Annotated in this window: 19 protein-coding genes; 14 read left to right on the forward strand and 5 right to left on the reverse strand. The window is 65.3% G+C overall.

What is annotated here, in order from left to right:
• Positions 1–12: 12 nt before the first annotated feature.
• The 8 genes from AC51GT_RS18255 (at position 13) to AC51GT_RS18290 (ending at position 7,927) form a co-directional block, all read left to right on the forward strand.
• Positions 13–240: a 2Fe-2S iron-sulfur cluster-binding protein gene (locus AC51GT_RS18255; protein WP_496329691.1), complete on the forward strand. Its 228-nt coding sequence runs from the start codon at positions 13–15 to the stop codon at positions 238–240.
• Positions 241–256: 16 nt separating this feature from the next.
• The gene (locus tag AC51GT_RS18260) at positions 257–664 is read left to right on the forward strand and encodes a VOC family protein (protein WP_496329692.1); all 408 of its coding nucleotides are present in this window, start codon (positions 257–259) and stop codon (positions 662–664) included.
• Between the two features lie 108 nt (positions 665–772).
• Positions 773–2,134: a uracil-xanthine permease family protein gene (locus AC51GT_RS18265; protein WP_496327069.1), complete on the forward strand. Its 1,362-nt coding sequence runs from the start codon at positions 773–775 to the stop codon at positions 2,132–2,134.
• Entirely contained in the window at positions 2,134–3,555 is a 1,422-nt protein-coding gene (gene hydA, locus AC51GT_RS18270) for a dihydropyrimidinase (RefSeq protein ID WP_496329693.1), read from the forward strand. The genes AC51GT_RS18265 and hydA overlap by 1 nt, the downstream gene beginning before the upstream one ends.
• Positions 3,556–3,604: 49 nt before the next feature.
• A complete protein-coding gene (locus AC51GT_RS18275) occupies positions 3,605–4,621 on the forward strand; it encodes a TIGR03842 family LLM class F420-dependent oxidoreductase (RefSeq protein WP_496329694.1) in 1,017 nt (338 codons plus the stop codon).
• Positions 4,622–4,645: 24 nt separating this feature from the next.
• Positions 4,646–5,959 carry a M20 family metallo-hydrolase gene (locus AC51GT_RS18280; protein WP_496329695.1) on the forward strand — a complete coding sequence of 438 codons (1,314 nt, stop codon included), beginning with the start codon at positions 4,646–4,648 and terminating at the stop codon, positions 5,957–5,959.
• Entirely contained in the window at positions 5,959–7,356 is a 1,398-nt protein-coding gene (locus AC51GT_RS18285) for an aspartate aminotransferase family protein (protein ID WP_496329696.1), read from the forward strand. Before AC51GT_RS18280 ends, AC51GT_RS18285 begins: the two co-directional genes overlap by 1 nt.
• Before the next feature lie 97 nt (positions 7,357–7,453).
• Positions 7,454–7,927 (forward strand): NUDIX hydrolase, encoded by a 474-nt coding sequence (locus tag AC51GT_RS18290; RefSeq protein ID WP_496329697.1) that lies wholly within the window; start codon positions 7,454–7,456, stop codon positions 7,925–7,927.
• A gap of 21 nt (positions 7,928–7,948) precedes the next feature.
• Here AC51GT_RS18290 and AC51GT_RS18295 read toward each other — a convergent pair whose 3' ends face one another.
• Positions 7,949–8,551: a malonic semialdehyde reductase gene (locus tag AC51GT_RS18295; protein ID WP_496327075.1), complete on the reverse strand. Its 603-nt coding sequence runs from the start codon at positions 8,549–8,551 to the stop codon at positions 7,949–7,951.
• 79 nt (positions 8,552–8,630) lie between these two features.
• On the opposite strand from AC51GT_RS18295, the gene AC51GT_RS18300 reads away from it, so the two are divergent.
• Positions 8,631–8,981 (forward strand): winged helix-turn-helix transcriptional regulator, encoded by a 351-nt coding sequence (locus AC51GT_RS18300; RefSeq protein WP_496329698.1) that lies wholly within the window; start codon positions 8,631–8,633, stop codon positions 8,979–8,981.
• On the opposite strand, the gene AC51GT_RS18305 is transcribed toward AC51GT_RS18300, so the two are convergent.
• Positions 8,978–9,499, reverse strand: a complete 522-nt coding sequence (locus tag AC51GT_RS18305) for a MarR family winged helix-turn-helix transcriptional regulator (protein WP_496327077.1) — start codon at positions 9,497–9,499, stop codon at positions 8,978–8,980. The two genes, AC51GT_RS18300 and AC51GT_RS18305, sit on opposite strands and share 4 nt — an antisense overlap.
• 45 nt (positions 9,500–9,544) lie before the next feature.
• Between AC51GT_RS18305 and AC51GT_RS18310 the strand changes: the two genes are divergently transcribed.
• Complete coding sequence (locus AC51GT_RS18310) at positions 9,545–10,672, forward strand: FUSC family protein (protein WP_496329699.1); 1,128 nt, start codon at positions 9,545–9,547, stop codon at positions 10,670–10,672.
• Here the strand turns inward: AC51GT_RS18310 and AC51GT_RS18315 are convergent.
• Positions 10,659–11,246 (reverse strand): TetR/AcrR family transcriptional regulator, encoded by a 588-nt coding sequence (locus tag AC51GT_RS18315; RefSeq protein ID WP_496327079.1) that lies wholly within the window; start codon positions 11,244–11,246, stop codon positions 10,659–10,661. The genes AC51GT_RS18310 and AC51GT_RS18315 overlap by 14 nt on opposite strands.
• Before the next feature lie 116 nt (positions 11,247–11,362).
• Here AC51GT_RS18315 and AC51GT_RS18320 point away from each other — a divergent pair, with 116 nt between their 5' ends.
• Complete coding sequence (locus tag AC51GT_RS18320) at positions 11,363–12,502, forward strand: acyl-CoA dehydrogenase family protein (protein WP_496329700.1); 1,140 nt, start codon at positions 11,363–11,365, stop codon at positions 12,500–12,502.
• Between the two features lie 85 nt (positions 12,503–12,587).
• Here AC51GT_RS18320 and AC51GT_RS18325 read toward each other — a convergent pair whose 3' ends face one another.
• Positions 12,588–13,529: an ROK family protein gene (locus tag AC51GT_RS18325; RefSeq protein ID WP_496329701.1), complete on the reverse strand. Its 942-nt coding sequence runs from the start codon at positions 13,527–13,529 to the stop codon at positions 12,588–12,590.
• Between the two features lie 189 nt (positions 13,530–13,718).
• Here AC51GT_RS18325 and AC51GT_RS18330 point away from each other — a divergent pair, with 189 nt between their 5' ends.
• Positions 13,719–14,669: a hypothetical protein gene (locus AC51GT_RS18330; protein WP_496329702.1), complete on the forward strand. Its 951-nt coding sequence runs from the start codon at positions 13,719–13,721 to the stop codon at positions 14,667–14,669.
• A 114-nt stretch (positions 14,670–14,783) separates the two neighbouring features.
• Here the strand turns inward: AC51GT_RS18330 and AC51GT_RS18335 are convergent, their stop codons facing one another.
• Complete coding sequence (locus AC51GT_RS18335; protein WP_496329703.1) at positions 14,784–15,992, reverse strand: thiolase family protein; 1,209 nt, start codon at positions 15,990–15,992, stop codon at positions 14,784–14,786.
• Between the two features lie 152 nt (positions 15,993–16,144).
• On the opposite strand from AC51GT_RS18335, the gene AC51GT_RS18340 reads away from it, so the two are divergent.
• Together AC51GT_RS18340 and AC51GT_RS18345 are read left to right on the forward strand one after the other, a co-directional pair.
• Positions 16,145–17,275, forward strand: a complete 1,131-nt coding sequence (locus tag AC51GT_RS18340) for an MBL fold metallo-hydrolase (RefSeq protein WP_496327107.1) — start codon at positions 16,145–16,147, stop codon at positions 17,273–17,275.
• A complete protein-coding gene (locus AC51GT_RS18345; protein ID WP_496329704.1) occupies positions 17,272–19,785 on the forward strand; it encodes an HAD-IC family P-type ATPase in 2,514 nt (837 codons plus the stop codon). Before AC51GT_RS18340 ends, AC51GT_RS18345 begins: the two co-directional genes overlap by 4 nt.

Raw genomic sequence — 19,785 nt, forward strand, 5'->3', positions numbered from 1 at the left:
ACGGGTGCGGTGGTGAGGGTACCGTCCGACCGCACCGCGCTGGCCGCGGTGCGGGAGGCGGTGCCGACCGCCGAGTTCCACTGCCTGCAAGGGGAGTGCGGTGCCTGCGTGGCCACCGTGCTGGACGGGGTTCCCGACCATCGGGACACCGTGCTCTCCGAACGGGCCAGATCGGCCGGAAAACGAATCATCCTGTGTGTCAGCAGGTCGCAGACACCGCGCCTGGTGCTCGACCTCTAGAGAAGTGAGTAGTCCTATGACAGTTGGTCTGTCTTTCGCCAGTGTGATGGCCGAGGATTTTGTGGGCCTGGCCGAGTTCTACCAACAGCTCCTCGGTCTCGATGAGGTGATGGAGCTCCGGTCAGACCACTTCCGCGGCCTCAACATCGGTGACACCATCCTCGGATTCAGTGCGCACACCGCCTACGACATGCTCAATCTGGTTGCCCCCGAGCCACCGAACGCCGGCGTCAGCAGCTTCCTGACCTTCGAGATGGCCGACGACGCCCAGGTCGATCGACTCACCGCTGCGGCTGTCGCGGCCGGAGCGACCTGCGTCAAGGAACCGTCCCGCACCTACTACGGCGCCTGGCAGTCGGTGCTCCTCGACCCCGAGGGCAACGCCTTCCGCCTCAATCACCTCGAACTCGAATCCCACAGCTGAGCAACCGAGCTCGGCACTTGATCACGGACGCATTGCCTCGACAGCGGAGTCGAACCCCCTCCCATCACCTCTCCTCACGCACGCCCGTGCGCTGAAAGGAACCACCACATGTCCCTATTCGAGTGGCAGGTCAAGACCGGTGACTCCGTTGTCGCACCGCATGAACGGCTGAGTTGGCCACGGACCGTGGGCATCGGCCTGCAACACGTGGTCGCCATGTTCGGCGCCACGTTCCTGGTCCCGGTCCTCACCGGGTTCCCGCCGGCCACCACGCTGCTGTTCTCCGGCATCGGCACGATCCTGTTCCTGCTCATCACGCGTAACCGCCTGCCCAGCTACCTGGGATCGAGCTTTGCGGTGATCGCGCCCACCATCGCCGCCTCCACATCGCACGGCCCGTCCGGCGCGCTCGGTGGCATCGTGGTGGTCGGTGCGTTGCTGACGATCATCGGCGTCGTCGTGCATTTCGTCGGGATCGGCTGGATCGAAAAGCTGATGCCCCCGGTGGTCACCGGGTCGATCGTCGCCCTGGTGGGCTTCAACCTGGCGCCCGTGGCCAAGAGCAACTTCGAGACCGAGCCCGTCACCGCATTCATCGTGCTGGCGATGCTGGTGTTGTCGCTGGTGCTCTTTCGTGGACTGCTCGGCCGATTGGCGATCTTCCTGAGCGTGGTGATCGGCTACTTCATCGCACTGGCACGGGGCGAGGTCGACACCGATCCCATCGGTGCCGCCGACTGGGTCGGGCTGCCCGATTTCACCGCCCCGACCTTCCACCTGTCGGTTCTGCCGATGTTCATCCCGGTGGTCCTGGTCCTGGTCGTCGAGAACATCGGCCACGTCAAATCCATCAACACCATGACCGGCATCAACAACGATCATCGGATCGGAAAGGCCCTGGCCGCAGACGGTCTGGCCACGGTGCTCGCCGGCAGTGGTGGCGGTTCGGCCACCACCACCTACGCCGAGAACATCGGTGTCATGGCAGCGACCAAGGTCTACTCGACCGCTGCCTACTGGGTTGCCGGTGCGGCCGCCATCCTGCTCGGCCTCTCGCCCAAGGTCGGTGCGGTCATCGCCTCCATCCCGCCGGGCGTCCTCGGTGGCGTCACCGTCGCCCTCTACGGCCTGGTCGGAATCCTCGGTGTGCACATCTGGGTGACCAACAAGGTCGATTTCTCCCAGCCCATCAACCAGTTCACCGCGGCCATCGCCTTGGTTGTCGGTATCGCCGACTTCGCTTGGACCATCGGCGATCTCAGCTTCGGCGGTATCGCGCTCGGTGCGATCTCCGCGGTGGTGGTCTATCACGTGATGCGCGTGATCGGCACCTGGCGCGGCACCGTGGAGGTAGATTCCACGACAGAGACCACCGAGCCGGTCGACCCGACCGCCGTCGGCTCCGGCAACGTGGTCAGTGGGCCGGACAAGGATCCGGACGAAGAACTCGCAGGAAAGCAGGGAAGCTGATGGAAACAACCCTCATCCATGGTGGCACGGTGGTTTCGGCCACCGGCCGGCAGCTCATCGATGTGCTGATCGACGGTGAGACCATTGTCGCGCTCATCGAGCCGGGCGCCGCGACGTTCGGCACCGACCTCGCAGCCAACGTCGACACGGTGATCGACGCCACCGGCAAGTATGTGATCCCCGGTGGGGTCGATGCCCACACCCACATGCAGATGCCGTTCGGTGGGACCGAGGCCTCGGACACCTTCGAAACCGGCACGCGCGCGGCGGCATTCGGCGGGACGACCACGATTGTCGACTTCGCCATCCAGACCCCGGGTGAACAACTGCAGGACACCCTGGCGTTGTGGCACCAGAAGGCCGGCGGTCGCAGCGCCATCGACTACGGCTTCCACCAGATCATCGGGGACGTGAACGACCAATCCATCTCCGCGATGGGCGAATTGATCAACGAAGGTGTCACCAGTTTCAAACTGTTCATGGCCTATCCCGGTGTCTACTACTCCAACGACGGTCAGATCCTGCGGGCGATGCAACGCGCCGCCGACACCGGCGCGCTGATGATGATGCACGCGGAGAACGGCATCGCCATCGACGAACTGGTCTCGCAGCACCTCAAGCGCGGTGAGACATCGCCGTACTACCACGGGGTCTCGCGGCCGTGGCAGCTCGAAGAGGAGGCCACGCACCGGGCGATCATGCTGGCCGATGTCACCGGGGCGCCGCTGTACGTGGTGCACGTGTCGGCGCGGCAGGCACTCGAACAGATCGCCACCGCGCGTGGCCGGGGCGCGAACGTGTTCGCCGAGACGTGCCCGCAATATCTGTACCTCTCACTCGAAGAACAGCTCGGCGCACCGGGATTCGAGGGTGCGAAGTGGGTCTGTTCGACACCGCTGCGGTCGCGGGCCGAGGGACATCAGGACGAGTTGTGGAAGTTCATCCGGACCGGCGACGTCGCCGGGGTCGCCACCGACCACTGCCCGTTCTGCATGGTCGATCAGAAAGAACTCGGTATCGCCGACTTCTCCAAGATCCCCAATGGGATCGGTGGCGTCGAGCACCGGATGGACCTGATGTATCAGGGCGTGGTGGACGGGCGGATCAGCCTCGAGAAATGGGTCGAGGTCTGCTGCACCACCCCGGCCCGCATGTTCGGCATGTACCCGCGCAAGGGTGTCATCTCACCGGGCGCCGATGCCGACGTCGTCATCTACGATCCGGCCGGGCACACCAGCATCGGTCTGGGCAAAAGCCATCACATGAACATGGACTACTCGGCGTGGGAGGGGTACGAGATCGACGGTGCGGTGCAGACAGTGCTCTCGCGCGGCTCCGTGATCGTCGACGCCGGTGAGTATCTCGGAAAGAAGACCGACGGACGGTTTGTGCGGCGCGAACTCTCACAGAACCTCATCTAGAGCCGCCGCCAGGACGATACGACGAAATACAATCGAGAAGGAGCACGACATGGACTTCGGTGTTGTCATGCAATGCAATCCGCCCGCATCGCGAGTGGTCGAACTCGCCGTCGCGGCCGAGAACCGGGGCTTCACGTACGTGTGGACGTTCGACTCGCATGTGCTGTGGCAAGAGCCGAACGTGATCTACAGCCAGATCCTGGCGGCGACGCGCAACGTGATCGTCGGGCCGATGGTGACGAATCCGCTGACCCGGGACGCCACCGTCACGGCCTCGACGTTCGCAACGCTGAACTCGATGTTCGGCAACCGGACCGTCTGCGGCATCGGCCGTGGTGACTCGGCGGTCCGCGTGCTCTCCGGCAAACCGTCCACGCTGGCGACCCTGCGCGAGAGCATCAATGTCATCAAGGAATTGGGCAATGGCCGCAACGTCACCATCAACGACACCGACATCCGGTTCCCGTGGGCGGCTCGTTCCCGGCTGGACGTCTACGGTGCCGGATACGGACCCAAGGCGCTCGACCTGATCGGTGAGGTCGCCGACGGTTTCATCCTGCAACTGGCGGATCCGGCGATCGTCGAGTGGACGGTGAAGCGGGTCAAGGCCGCCGCCGAAGCTGCCGGACGTGACCCCGATGAGGTGAAGATCGTGGTCGCGGCCCCCGCCTATGTCGGCGATGACGTTGTGCACCAACGTGATCAGTGCCGGTGGTTCGGCGGGATGGTGGGCAACCACGTCGCGGATCTGGTGGAGAAATACGGCGATGGTTCCGAGGTGCCGGCCGCGCTGACCGACTACATCAAGAACCGGCAGGGCTACGACTACAACGAGCACGGCCGGGTCGGCAACAGCCACGCCGACTTCGTGCCCGACGACATCGTCGATCGGTTCTGCCTGCTGGGCACGCCGGAACAGCACATTGCCCGGCTCGAGGAGCTACGCGACCTCGGCGTCGACCAGTTCTCGATCTACCTGCAGCACGACGGCAAAGACCAGACCCTGGAAGCGTACGGGGAGAAGGTCATCCCGGCCATGGCGCCGACGCTCGCCGCCCGCTCGTAACCACCCCGGACGAAAGGATCTTCGATGAGTTCTTCAGAATCAGCACGGGGCAGCGCAGTTCGAGTCGCCGCCGACCCGGCCACGGACAGCGCCTTCATCGACGACTTCACCACCATGTCGACCTTCGGTGCGACCGCGGCGGGCGGGGTCGAGCGCCAGGCCGCCACCGAAGCCGACGGTGCCAATCGCCGATGGCTGGCCGGGTGGCTGGCCGAGCGTGGTTTCACGGTGGCGTACGACCGGATCGGCAACATGTTCGGACTGTACGAACTGGTGCCCGGCGCACCGTACGTGCTGTCCGGATCCCACCTGGACAGCCAGCCGCGTGGCGGTCGCTACGACGGTGCCTACGGTGTCCTGGCCGCGGCGCACGCGATGGACCGGCTCCGGCAGTACTACCTCGACCATCCCGATGAAGCCGTGTACAACCTGGCCGTCGTGAACTGGTTCAACGAAGAGGGATCACGCTTCAAGCCGTCGATGCAGGGCAGCGGTGTGTTCACCGGCAAGCTCGACCTGTCCGAAGCGCTCGCCACCACCGACGTCGCCGGCGCCTCGGTCGCCGACGCGCTCGGTGAACTGGACATGCTGGGGGACAAGGACGTCTTCACCACCGGTCAGCATCACACACCCGGCGGCCTGCAGGTCGCCTCGTATGCCGAGATCCACATCGAGCAGGGCCGCGAACTCGACAAGGCCGGTGTCCTGATGGGTGTGGTGCCGTCGACCTGGGGTGCCAACAAGTACGAGATCTCGGTCATCGGGTCGCAGGCGCACACCGGTGCCACGGCCATCGCCGACCGGCAGGACGCGCTCTACGGAGCCGCGAAAGCTGTTGTCGCGCTGCGCGAGTTGGCCGACGAATACGGTGAGGATCTGCATACGTCCTGCGGGCAGCTGACGGTGTATCCGAACTCGCCGGTGGTGGTGGCCCGTGAGGTCCACATGCATCTGGATCTGCGGTCGCCGTCCGATGAATTGCTCGCCGAGGCCGACGTGAAGCTCAACCGGGCGTTCGCGGAGATCGAGGTCGCGGCCGACGTCGAGATCGAGCGGCGGTTCGCCCACACCTGGAAGGGACATACCTACCAGCCCGAGGGGGTGGCGCTGGCCGAGAATGTCATCGACGCGCTCGGGCACAGCCACATGCAGGTGCGGACCCGGGCCGGACATGACTCGACGAACATGAAAGACCTGGTCCCGACGGTGATGCTGTTCATACCCAGCGTCGACGGTGTCTCTCACGCGGAGAATGAATACACTCACGACGCCGACCTCACGGCCGGCGTGGACGTTCTGACCGAGACCGTCGGTCGCATGGTGGAAGGTGCCCTCTGATGGCAGATGACAACACAGGCTTCGGCGGCGATTCGCCGTTTGCCGACGCCGCCGAGCTGGAAGCGGCCAAGACGGCCGGCCGTACCGCGTACGAGCTGGACCGGGCGCATGTGTTCCACTCCTGGTCGGCGCAGGCGCAGCTGAATCCGATGACCATCCTGGGTGCGTCGGGGTCGTATGTCTGGGACGGTGAGGGCAACCGCCTGATCGATTTCTCGTCGCAGATGGTCAACACCAACATCGGTCATCAGCACCCCAAAGTCGTTGCGGCGATTGCCGAACAGGCGAACAAGCTCTGCACCGTCGCGCCCGCACACGTCAACGAGGCGCGTTCGGAGGCTGCGCGCCTGATCGCCGAGCGGACCCCCGGTGACCTCGACAAGGTGTTCTTCACCAACGGCGGCGCCGACGCGGTGGAACATGCCGTGCGGATGGCGCGACTGCACACCGGCCGGCGCAAGGTACTCACCCGCTACCGTTCCTATCACGGGGGTACCGATACCGCGATCAACATGACCGGTGACCCGCGGCGCTGGCCCAACGACTACGGGTCGGCGGGGGTGGTCCACTTCTTCGGGCCGTTCCTGTACCGCAGCGAGTTTCACGCAGAGAACGAGCAGCAGGAATGTGAGCGTGCGCTCGAACATCTCGAGTCGGTGATCTCGATGGAGGGGCCGCAGACGATCGCAGCTGTTGTGCTGGAGCCGGTTCCGGGGACCGCGGGCATCATGGTGCCGCCCGCCGGTTACCTCGCCGGAGTGCGTGAGCTGTGCGACCGCTTCGGGATAGTGATGATCGCCGACGAGGTGATGGCCGGATTCGGCCGGACCGGAAAGTGGTTCTCCATCAACCATTCCGAGGTCATCCCTGACCTGATCACCTTCGCCAAGGGGGTCAACTCGGGATACGTCCCGCTCGGTGGCGTGGCCATCAGCAACGAGATCGCCCAGACCTTCGCAGATCGGCCGTACCCCGGCGGCCTGACCTATTCCGGTCATCCGCTGGCCACCGCGGCCGCGGTCGCGACGATCAACGCGATGACCGACGAGCGCATCGTGGAGAATGCCGCGACGATCGGATCCGACGTCCTGGGACCTGGTTTGGAGAAGCTCGCCGCCCAGCATCCCAGCGTCGGGGAGGTCCGGGGTGTCGGCGTCTTCTGGGCCGTGGAACTGGTCAAGAATCCGGCGACGCGGGAGCCACTGGCGCCCTACGGGGGTTCGAGCCCGGCGATGACCGAGGTGTTGGCCACCTGCAAGAAGGGTGGCCTGCTGCCCTTTGCCAACTTCAACCGGATACATATGGTGCCGCCGTGCACGGTCACCGCTGATGAGGTCGCCGAAGGCCTCGAGATCCTTGACGCGGCGCTGACCGTGGCCGACTCGTTCGTCGAGTAGCGCAGAGGTTTCCCTACCGGCGGTGACTGTGCCCGCCAGGACTAGTGTGGTCCTGGCGGGCACAGTGGTCCGCGGACTGGGAAGGCCGGAGGCACCGATGCCGAAACGAAGTGCGGGGATCCTGCTGTTCCGTCGTTCCGAGGCGGAGGCGGGCGTCGACGTCGAGGTGTTGATCGCGCATCCGGGCGGACCGTTGTGGGCGCGTAAGGATTCCGGCGCCTGGTCCATACCCAAAGGGCTGTACGACGACGGTGAGGAGCCGCTGGCTGCGGCCTACCGGGAATTCGTCGAGGAAGTCGGTCTCACCGTTCCCGACGGAGAGGTCATCGAACTCGGGGAGATCAAGCAACCGAGTGGAAAGCTGGTGACCGCCTTCGCGATCGAGGCGGACCTCGACATCACCGACGCCGTCAGCAACACCTTTGAGATGGAATGGCCACGCGGGTCGGGCCGGATGCAGACCTATCCCGAGATCGACCGGGTGGCGTGGTGTGATCTCGAGACGGCCGGGGACAAACTGCTGAAGGGCCAGCGCCCGTTTCTCGACCGTCTCCTCGACCACCTCGGTTAGACCGAGTCTGTCGGGCGAAGTTCAGGCGAAGCGCAGCACCTCGGCCTCGTCGAGACGGGGGAGTCGATCGAACCAGGCATCTTTGCCCGGATGGCCGATGTTCACCAGGAGCGTCGACTTCCAGCGGCCGTCGCCGAAGAACTCCGAATCGACACCGGCAGAATCGAATCCGGCCATCGGGCCGGCGGTCAGGCCCACGGAGCGCACGGCGAGGATGAAGTATCCGGCCTGCAAGGTGCTGCCGAACGTGCCCATCGAGTTGCGGGCGTCCTCGTTGGCGTCGAGCATGTCCTTCATCTCGGGCCGGAAAGGCAGCACCGTCGGGATGTGTTCGTGGAACGCCGAATCCATCGCGAGCACAGCGGTCACCGGTGCGCTGCGGACCTTCTCGACGTTGCCTTCGGCAACATGGGGCAGCAGGCGCGCCTTGGCTTCGTCGCTGCGGACATAGAGCACGCGCAGCGGCTGGGTGTTTGCGGCGGTGGGCGGCCACTTGGCGAGATCCCAGACCTCTTTGAGTACCTCGTCGCTCACCGGCTCAGAGCTGAAGGTGTTGGCCGTGCGGGCGTTGCGGAAGAGGAGTGCGCGCGCGTCGGCGTCGAGGGTGTGGATTGTGTCTGGCATGGCTAACGCTCCTGGATCTAGAGGGACTTCTAAAATAGAAGCATCTTTGAGCGGCTGTGGCAAACGGTATGCTGAGCCGATGCCCAGGGAAGTCGAAGTCACGCACGAGCCACGTGCCTGTGACGGCGCGCTGCGTTCGGCATTCACCCTGCTCGGTAAACGATGGAACGGGGTCCTGCTGGGCACTTTGATGCACGGCCCGGCAGGCTTCGCTGAACTACGGACCGCGATCGGCGGGATCAGCGACTCGATGTTGTCCTCGCGGCTGGTCGAATTGGCGGACGCGGGTGTGATCGAGCGGCAGGTCGAGCCCGGCCCGCCGGTGTCGGTGTCCTACCGTCTGACCCCGTCGGGTGAAGCCCTGCTGCCCATACTCGATGAACTCGGCGCGTGGGCGTCGAAGAATCTGGAAACGCAGGATCCCGCCTAGCGGCTGTCGAGGGTCCGGGAGATCTTGCGTAACAACGTGATCAGTGTCGACCGCTCATCCGGACTCAGGCTTCCCAGCATCGCGGTGTCGCGGGCCAGGCGCCGAGGGAACTGGATGTCGACGAGTTCGCGTCCGGCATCGGTCAATTCGAGCAGGACAACCCGGCCGTCCCGTTCGGACTTCTTGCGCTGCAACAAACCCAGGTCGCGCAGGCGTTCGCTGAGTTTGGTGATGGAAGCCCCGCTGAGCATGGTCGTCGACACGACCTCGCTGGCGCGGAGGGGGCGGTCCGACCGGGCGAGTGCACCCAGTACGTCGAACTCCGAGCGGGTGATCGAGTGCGATTCCAGGTCGAGGTCGAGTTGGTGTGCGAGCACGGTGGCGATGCGATTGACGCGGGCGACCACCTCGATGGGCTGGGTATCGAGGTCGGGATAGGCGCGCGCCCATTCCTGGCTCACGCGTTCGACGACGTCGGGCGGGTTCGGGTCGGGGCTCACGGTGTCATCGTAAGGCATGTTCAAGATTTACTTCATCAGTAAAATAGGTGTAAATTACATCGGGTGGCGACAACAGACACTCTCTCCGACCACGTCATGCGCAGGCGACAGGCGTTGGCGCATTCGGTGACCCCGCGGACCTGGCGTGATGCGGCGCTCACGCTCAACCGCACCAATGCGGCGGTGTGGGTGCCCATCCGGGTGGGTCTGGCGATCGCTGTGGTCCTGGTCGTCGGGGGCCTCATCGGCCGTACCGATGTTGCCGGATTCGCCGCGCTCGGTGCGTTGACCTCGGCTTTCTGCCGCGCTGATGCGTACCGCATCCGTCTGCCGAAACTGGTGGTCACGGCCGGGACATTGGCTGGGTTCGTGGTGTTGGGTGGCATTCTGGGCGCGACCGGCGCACCGGTGCCGATTCAGATCGTCGGGCTGTCGGTGGCGTCCGCTGTCGCGGTGTTGATCCTGGGGGCCGCTCGCGTGGTCGGCCCGGGGCCGGTCGTGATGCTGTTCGCCGCGGCGGGTGCGGTGACCTTTGCGTCCTCTGTGGGCGACGTCGTGACGGCAACGGTCGCCGCGGTACTCGGTGCGATCGTCGGGATCGGTGCCTCGTTGGCGCCATGGTTGTTCGAGTGGGCCCGGGGCATCGGAAATGCAGGCGGATCGCGGGGGACCCTGCGGGCCGACCTGCGCCGCGTCGGCGATCGGGATCTGCTGGTGTCCGCGGCGCGCATCGCCATCGCCTGCGGTCTCGCGGCCGGTGTTGCCGCCGGTGTCGGTCTGTCGCATCCGATGTGGGCCGCGATGGGCGCGATGGCGACGTTGCAGGGCCTGAACTTTCACCACACCGTCCATCGGGGAGTGCAGCGACTGATCGGAAATGTCGTCGGCGCCATGATCGCAGCCGCGCTGCTGGCCCTGCCCCTGGGATATTGGGGTGCGGTGGTGCTCATCGTCCTGCTGCAGACCGCCGCCGAGATTCTGGTCGCGGTGAACTACGGACTGTGTTCGATGGCCGTCACCCCGATGGCCTTGCTTCTCACCGCCCTCGGTGCCGGGTTGACCTCCGACGTTGCCCTGGACCGGGTGGCGGACACCGCGCTCGGGGTCGTTTTCGGAATCATCGTGGGCGCCTTGACGATTGCGCGCCATGACACCGCCCATCATGCGCCCGGGTTGGCTACCGCGCGCTGATGCCGGTGGTCAACAGCTGGGCGAGTTCGAGATAGGCCTGTGAATCATCGAGCCCGAGAGTGCTTTTGATCGTGCGCTGTTGGATCCGGACCATGACCGACGATGCCACGTCGGCGACAAATGCCGCGTGGACATCGCGGACGTCACCGGCGGCAACACCGTCGTTGATCAGCTCATGGACGCGATCCGCTGCGGCCCGGGTGTTGCGCTCGTAGATGTCGCGGGCCGGTGGGAAGCCGGCCAGGTCTTCCATGAACTGTTCATCGGCGGGCTGCAGTGCGACCCCGACCGCGGTCAGGTACGCGGTCAACCGTTCGGTCGTCCCGGTGGCGCCGGCCACTGCCGCCTCGACTTCGGTGGTCGCGGCCCGGAAGAAATGCACCGTCACTTCGCGGACCAACTCATCTTTGCTGCCGGCGAGTGTGTACAGCGTCGACTTGGAGCAGTGCAGGCGCGCCGCGATCTGGTCCAGGGTCAGGTGGGCGAAACCCTCACGGAGGAACAGTGCCACCAGTTCGTCGAACAGCTGCGCGCGGCGAGCGGTCGCGTGGGCCGGGGAAACGGTCGGAACCATGGGCTGATGGTACTGCGCGAGGGCGTGGAGTACTGTCTTCGGTACTGAAGGGCGCGGCGCAGTACTGTCGTCGGGCCTGACCGATTGCCTGTTCCGACGATCGAAAGGCGTGCGCGATGCCCGTCAACCGGCTGCTGCCCACCGAAGAAGCCCGCGACCTGGTCCAGCTGGCGAGCGACGTCGCGGACAAGACGCTCAAACCCATCGTCGACGAATACGAGAAGGCCGAGAAGTACCCGGCCGAGGCGTTCAAGGTGCTGGGCCAGACCGGGCTGCTGAGCCTGCCGTACCCCGAGGAGTGGGGCGGTGGTGGTCAGCCGTACGAGGTCTACCTGCAGGTGCTCGAAGAGCTCGCGGCGCGCTGGGCGGCGGTGGCGGTCGCGGTGAGTGTGCACAGCCTCTCGTGCCATCCGCTGATGGCATTCGGCACCGACGAGCAGAAACAGCGCTGGCTGCCCGAGATGCTCGGCGGCGAGAAGATCGGCGCCTACAGCCTCTCGGAACCGCAGGCCGGCTCCGATGCCGCGGCCCTGGCCTGCAAGGCCACCGCCACCGACGGCGGGTACAAGATCAACGGATCGAAGGCGTGGATCACCCACGGTGGCGTCGCCGACTTCTACAACCTGTTCGCCCGCACCGGCGACGGGTCGAAGGGCATTTCGTGCTTCCTCGTCCCCGATGACACCGAGGGTCTGAGCTTCGGGAAACCGGAAGAGAAGATGGGCCTGACCGCGGTTCCGACCACGTCGGCGAGCTATGACAACGCGTTTGTCCCCGAGGACCGCCGCATCGGCGCCGAAGGCCAGGGTCTCCAGATCGCCTTCAGTGCACTGGATTCGGGTCGGCTCGGCATCGCGGCGGTTGCTGTCGGTATCGCGCAGGCCGCGTTGGACGAGGCCGTCGCCTATGCGCAGGAGCGGCAGACGTTCGGCAAGAAGATCATCGACCACCAGGGCCTGGGCTTCCTGCTCGCCGACATGGCCGCCGCGGTGGACTCGGCGCGCGCGACGTACATCGACGCCGCACGTCGTCGCGATGCCGGTGTGCCGTATTCGCGCAATGCCTCGGTGGCCAAGCTGATCGCCACCGATGCGGCGATGAAGGTGACCACCGATGCGGTCCAGGTGTTCGGCGGCTACGGCTACACCAAGGATTTCCGCGTCGAACGTCTGATGCGAGAAGCCAAGATCACCCAGATCTTCGAGGGCACCAACCAGATCCAGCGTCTGGTGATCAGCCGGTCGCTCGCCACGTAATCGCAAACGAGCCACATATACGAAGACGAGCCACAAATATGTGGCTCGTCTTCGTATATGTGGCTCGTCTGCGAATGGACGGCAGTCAGACGGGGAGTCCGACATGGGCGCGGCGGTAGACCAGTGCGGCGGCACCCACCAGCGGTGCGGTGTCGGGCAGGCCCGCATCGATGACCTGGACCCGCGAAATGTACCGCAACGGATGCCGTTCGACGATCCGGCGGATCATGGTGATCAGGTCGGGTGTGACCTGCGCGAATCCGCCACCGATGGCCACCACATCGATTTCGACCAATGCTGCGGCACTGCATATCGCCTGACCCAACGCCTCGGACGCCCGGGCGATGGCCTGGCCGGCGATGTCGTCGCCGTTGCGATACGCCCGCGCCAGGTCTTCGCCGGTCCGTCCCGTCCAGCCTTGGGTGTTGGCCCAGGCGACGGTGTGTGGTCCGGAAGCCACGGACTCGAGGGTGGTGCGGCTGCCGATACTGAGTTCACCGGTGAAACCGGACAATTGGATCTGGCCGATGTGTCCGCTGTTACCGGCCAGCACTCGTCCGTCGACGATGAAACCGCCGCCGATTCCGGTGGAGACGACCATGCCCAAGAGGTTCTCTTCTCCCGCCGCATTGCCGATCCACTGGGCCGCCAGGACGATCGCCACGCCGTCGCGATGGAAGTGGATGGGTATGTCGCCCAAGGGCTCTCGTACACGGTCGGCGACCAGATCTCGTAGGGGATAGTTGCGCCACTGTGGAATGTTGATGGGGGAGAGTGTCCCGGCGGCTTCGTCGACCGGTCCGGCCGCCGCGATTCCGACGCCGACCACGTCGGCGGAGCCCGGCACGTTCGCGAGTGCGTGATCGACCACATCCAAGACTGCTGTGGCAAGGTCGGCGGGAGAGGAATGCGGGCCCGTGAGGGCTCGACTTCGGCTCTCGGATAAGACATTTCCGTCCGGGTCGACCAGTGCTGCCTCCACTTTCGTACCGCCGAGGTCGACCGCCAGGACCAGATCTTCTACCACCACCTCAGCCTAGTGGCCCTACCCTCCCCAAACGAGCCGCCTCTACGAAGACGAGCCACAAATTTGTGGCTCGTCTTCGTATTACCGGCTCGTTTGGGGCGGGCAGGGGTTGTGCACACCCCGGGAAATTGTCCACAATCTCGTCGCCGCGGGACCGGGTCCAGGGGGTGATGGGTCAACATCGGAAGGATGGGGGAACACGAACTGAATGCAGATGGCCTGGTCTTGCGTCGTACGGCGCTTTCGGCCGGCCACAACGACCACTCGCTGCACGCGGCCGTCAAGGCGGGGACACTCGAGCGGGTCTATCGGGGGCTTTATCTGCCGAGTTGTCCGCCGGGTGAGGTGGTGAGTCGGGAAGAGCGTGAGCGTAGATACCGCTTCAAGGTTCTCGGAGCGGTTGATGCAGGTGGGGATACCAAAGCGGTCAGTCACTGGTCGGCGGCGGCGCTACTGGGCATGCCGACGTTCGACGGCGATCTCGACCGGGTCCATTTCACCGTCAATCGGGCCGAGGGCGGGCACGGACGCGCGCGGGCGTGCCGGATCCATGCGACGCCGTGGGAACCGGACGAGGTCATCAGCCTGCCTGGACTGCTGGTGACCACGCTTGCGCGTACGGCTGTCGACATCAGCCGGTTGGGCAGTTTCGAACAGGCGCTCTGTGTGTGCGACGCGGCCCTTCGGATGGGTGCGTCCCGCGCAGAATTGGAGATGGTGCTTGCGCGGGCAGGCCGACGCAAGGGTGTGGGCAACGCCAGACGGGCGGTATCGCTGGCCGACGGTGCTTCGGAAAGCGTCGGCGAGTCGCTGTCGCGAGCCCGGATGTACGCCATGTCCGACGTCCCGGTGCCGCAGCTGCAGCCGGAGATCTACGATTCCGACGGTGAACAGGTGGCGCGCACCGATTTTCGGATCAGAGACCACCTGCTCGGCGAGTTCGACGGCAAAGGAAAGTACATCCGTCATCTTCGTCCCGGCGAGACGACTGCGGATGCGGTGTACCGCGAGAAGCGTCGCGAAGAACGCCTCAACGAACTCGGGTTTGTGGTCTCACGCTGGGGCTGGGATGACCTGATTCACCCGGAACGGTTGCACGGGATCCTACGAAATGGCCTGCGGCGGGCCGGATTCGGTTGACCCACCCCGCCGCAAACGAGCCACCTTTACGAAGACGAGCCACAAATTTGTGGCTCGTCTTCGTATTACCGGCTCGTTTGCGGTGGGGGTGGGCGGGGTGGGGTGCGGTGAGGGTCAGAGGCGTTCGATGATGGTGGCGTTGGCCATCCCGCCGGCTTCACACATGGTCTGCAGGGCGTAACGGCCGCCGGACTGCTGTAGGGCATTGACCATGGTCGTCATGATGCGGGCACCGCTCGCGCCGAGGGGATGGCCGAGGGCGATCGCGCCGCCGTTGACGTTGGTCTTGGACAGGTCGGCGCCGGTGTCCTTGGCCCAGGCCAGGACGACGGGGGAGAACGCCTCGTTGACCTCGAACAGGTCGATGTCGGAGATGGTCAGGCCGGCTGCGGAGAGCACCTTTTCCGTTGCCGGGATGACGCCGGTGAGCATGTAGAGCGGATCGGAGCCGACCACCGAGAAGCTGTGCAGTCGGGCCAACGGGGTGAGGCCGAGTTCTGCGGCCTTGGCGGCGCTCATGATCAGCACCGCGGCGCTGCCGTCGGAGAGCGGGCTCGAGTTGGCCGCGGTGATCTGCCATTCGATCTGCGGGAAGCGCTCGAGCATCGCCGGCTGATAGAACGCAGGCTTGAGGGTGGCCAACTGCTCGACGGTGCCGCCCGGGCGGATCATCTCATCGGTGCGCAACCCGGCCAGCGGCGCGATCTCGCGATCGAACTTTCCCGCCTTGGTCGCCGCCACCGCCTTGTCGTGGCTCGACAACGCGAACTCGTCGAGTTCGGTCCGGGAAAAGCCCCAGTCGGCCGCGATCAGCTCGGCGGCCAGTCCCTGGGAGATCAGTCCGTCCGAGTACCGCTGCGAGAATCCCACGCCGGACGCGTCGACGCCGGGCCGGACATCGGACGCCATCGGCACTCGGCTCATCGATTCGACACCGGCCGCGACCACCACGTCCTGCACACCCGACATGACGGCCTGAGCGGCAAACGAGATCGCCTGCTGACTCGAACCGCACTGCCGGTTGATGGTGGTGCCCGGGACCGATTCCGGGAAGCCGGCGGCCAGTGCGGCCTTGCGGCTGATGTTCTGGCCCTGTTCATCGGCCTGGGTGACCGCACCGGCGATGACATCGTCGATCAACGCCGGGTCGATGCCGGTCTGTTCGACGAGTGCCCGCAGGCTGTGGGCGAGCATGTCGACCGGGTGAACGTCGTGGAGTCCACCGGCGCCGACGGTCACACCGTCGACGACGCGACCCGGCTTGCCCTTTCCGATCGGAGTTCGTACCGCACCGACGATTACTGCATCAACGATCTGGGGCATGATCTTCTCCTTGGCTGACTAGTATCTATACAAGTCAGGTATACGCCGAAATATTCCACCGTGCCGACTCTTGATCGACGCCATGCTGGTGGATCGATGAATTGGGACACGTGGCCGGTAGTGTGTCCAGGGTGGTGCGCCTACCGAATCCGATGACCGGTCCCAGGCTCTTGGCCGGTGCGGCAACAGCCGGCGCGGCGGTCGCGGCCGCCGGCGTCACAGCCGGGACGGAGGTGTACCGGGCAATGGGGGCGTCGAAAGATCTTGTGCTCCCGCATATCAGTGGCTCCCGGCATCAAACCGGCGGCACGTTTGCCAACCTCGAACCACCGCGGCCCGTCGACGGTGACAAAGCAGCAGCACTGGCAATGCTCCGCCGCGGTGATGTCGGAAAACCGCGCGCCCGCCTGGAGTTCGATGCCTCGCCGTTGCCCGCCGAGGTCGCCGACCTCGCCGCCACCTGGTTCGGTCATGCCTCGGTCCTCGTGGAGCTCGACGGATATCGCATCCTCACCGATCCGGTGTGGAGCAAGCGCTGCTCACCGTCGAGCGTGGTGGGACCTGCCCGGTTGCACCCCGTGCCGCACACGCTCGAGGAATTGCCCGCCATCGACGTCGTCCTGATCAGCCACGACCACTACGACCATCTCGACACCGCCACGGTCCGCACACTCGCCCGAACCCATCCGGAGGCGGTGTTCGTGGTGCCGATCGGAGTCGGTGCACACCTGCAGTACTGGGGCATCGACGCCTTCCGGATCCGCGAGGCCGATTGGGGCGAGTCGGTCACCATCGGCGCCCTCTCCTTCAACTGTTGCTCCGCCCGGCATTTCTCCGGCCGGGGGCTGCAGCGCAACACCACGCAGTGGGCCAGTTGGGCGGTGACCGGGCCACGGAACAGTTTCTTCTTCTCGGGTGACACCGGCATCAGCGATTCCTTCGAGCAGGTCGGCGCCGACCATGGTCCCTTCGGGCTGTCGCTGATCGCGATCGGTGCCTACGACCGGCTCTGGCCCGACATCCATCTCAACCCGGAGGAAGCGGCGGACGTGCACCGAATGCTCAATCGCACCAACCTGTCCGAGTCGCTGTTGCTGCCCATCCATTGGGCCACATTCAATCTCGCGTTGCACGAGTGGGCTGATCCGGTGCAGCGACTGCTCCCGGCGGCGCAGGAATTGCACATTCCGGTGATCACCCCGATGCCCGGCGCCCGTTTTGATGTCCCCTCACGCAGTGGACACGGTTTTCAGACCCAGGATTGGTGGGAGGCCGCGGCATGACCGCGATCAACGAGAAACATCTGGCCTCAGGACTGAACGCCGCGCAGGTCGCCGACCGGGTGGCCGCGGGACAGGTCAATGTCCAGCCGGACCGGTCGGGCCGAAGCGTGGCAGACATCGTCCGCGCGAACATCTTCACCCGGATCAACGCGATCCTCGGTGTGCTGTTCATCATCGTGATGAGCACCGGTTCGATCATCAACGGCGCCTTCGGTTTGCTGATCATCGCCAACAGCGGCATCGGCATCATCCAGGAGGTTCGCGCGAAGAAGACGCTCGACGCGCTGGCGATCGTCGGCCAGACCCGGCCGATGGTCCGTCGCGATGGTGTTGCCACCGAGATCGATCCGGGCGAGGTGGTGATCGACGACATCATCGAACTCGGTCCCGGCGACCAGATCGTGGTCGACGGCGAGACCGTCGAATCGGCGTCCCTCGACATCGACGAGTCGTTGCTGACCGGTGAAGCCGATGCGGTGGACAAAGCCGTCGGCGATCCGATCATGTCGGGCAGCTTCGTGGTCGCCGGCTCCGGTGCGTACCGCGCGACGAAGGTCGGCCGCGATGCCTATGCCGCGCAATTGGCCGAAGAGGCCAGCAAGTTCACGCTGGTCAACTCCGAACTGCGCAACGGCATCGACAAGATCCTGAAGATCATCACTTATCTGCTCATCCCGGCGGGTGTGCTGACCATTGTCAACCAGTTGTTCATCAGCGACAACGGCATCAAGGCGAGCCTGCTCGGAATGGTTGCGGCACTGGTCCCGATGGTGCCCGAAGGCCTGGTACTGATGACCTCGATCGCCTTCGCGGTCGGTGTGGTCCGGCTCGGCAAGCGACAGTGCCTGGTCAACGAACTGCCCGCCATCGAGGGACTGGCCCGGGTCAATGTGGTCTGCGCGGACAAGACCGGCACACTGACCGAGAACGGGATGCGGTTGTCGGAACTGGTTCCGGTACAGGGGGACCGGGCCGAACTGGGACGGGCCCTGGCCGCGCTGGCGGCGCACGACCCGCGTCCGAACGCGAGTGTCCAGGCCATGGCCGAGGCTTTCGGTGACGCCCCGGCCTGGACACCCGGCAGCGTCGCCCCGTTCAGCTCGGCGAAGAAGTGGAGTGGGATCTCCTTCTCCGACAGCGCTTCGGGTGAACCTCGTGGCAACTGGCTGCTCGGTGCGCCGGACATGTTGCTGCCGGCCGAGGGTGAAATCGCGGCCCAGGCAGACGAACTGGGTTCCGGTGGCCTGCGGGTGTTGTTGCTGGCCTCCACCGATGTGCCGGTCGACACCGCCTCGTCCGACGAGCTGTCCGCGCCCGGTGAGGTCACCCCGCGCGCACTGATCGCGCTCGAGCAGCGGGTCCGGCCGGATGCCCGCGAGACCTTGGACTACTTTGCGTCGCAGAACGTCTCGGTCAAGGTCATCTCCGGGGACAACGCGATCTCGGTGGGTGCGGTGGCCGGGTCGCTGGGTCTGGGAACACCCGACGACGCGGTCGACGCCCGCAAACTACCGACCGATACCGCCGAACTCGCCGACGTCGTAAGCTCGCACACCACGTTCGGCCGGGTCCGGCCGGATCAGAAGCGGGCGATGGTCGGCGCGTTGCAGTCTCGCGGAAACACGGTCGCCATGACCGGCGACGGCGTCAACGACGTGCTGGCACTCAAGGACGCCGATATCGGTGTGGCGATGGGCGCAGGAAGCTCGGCCAGCCGCGCGGTGGCGCAGATCGTCCTGCTGGACAACAAGTTCGCCACACTGCCTTATGTGGTCGGTGAGGGCCGGCGGGTCATCGGCAACATCGAACGTGTCTCCACGTTGTTCTTGACGAAGACCGTGTACGCGGTGTTGCTGGCCATCACCATCGGGGTCGCCGGGGTGCTGGGCAAGGTCTTCGGCTTCACGCCGATGTCCTACCCGTTCCAGCCCATCCACGTCACGATCGCCGCCTGGTTCACCATCGGTGTGCCGGCCTTCGTGTTGTCGCTGGCCCCCAACAACGAACGGGCCCGGACGGGCTTCGTCGGCCGGGTGCTCCGGCTGGCGGTCCCGTCGGGAATCGTGGTCGCGGTCTGTACCTTCGTGGCCTACGCGTTGGTCTATCCGGGTGGATCCGGGGTCGAACTCGGTGCCAAGGATTCGGTGGAACTGCCGCCGGATCAGATGCAGGCCGCGACCACCGCCCTGATCACGATGATCGCTGTCTCGATGTGGGTCCTCGCGGTGATTGCGCGGCCCTACAACTGGTGGAAGATCGTGTTGCTGACCGTATCTGTGCTCATGTACGTGCTGATCTTCTCGTTGCCGTTCACCCAGGAGATGTTCAAACTGGACCCGACCGACTGGGGCAAGACGACCATCGGGTTGGTGACGGCCGCCGTCGGGATCGTCGCGGTGGAGGTTCTGTGGCGACTGAACCCCGTCTTCGCAGCGTGGTCCAGTAAGCTGAAACTCAAATCAAATGACACAAATACCGCCGAGAACGTCTCCGGCGCCGCAGAAAGGTAA

This window comes from Williamsia sp. z34 (assembly GCF_059553395.1).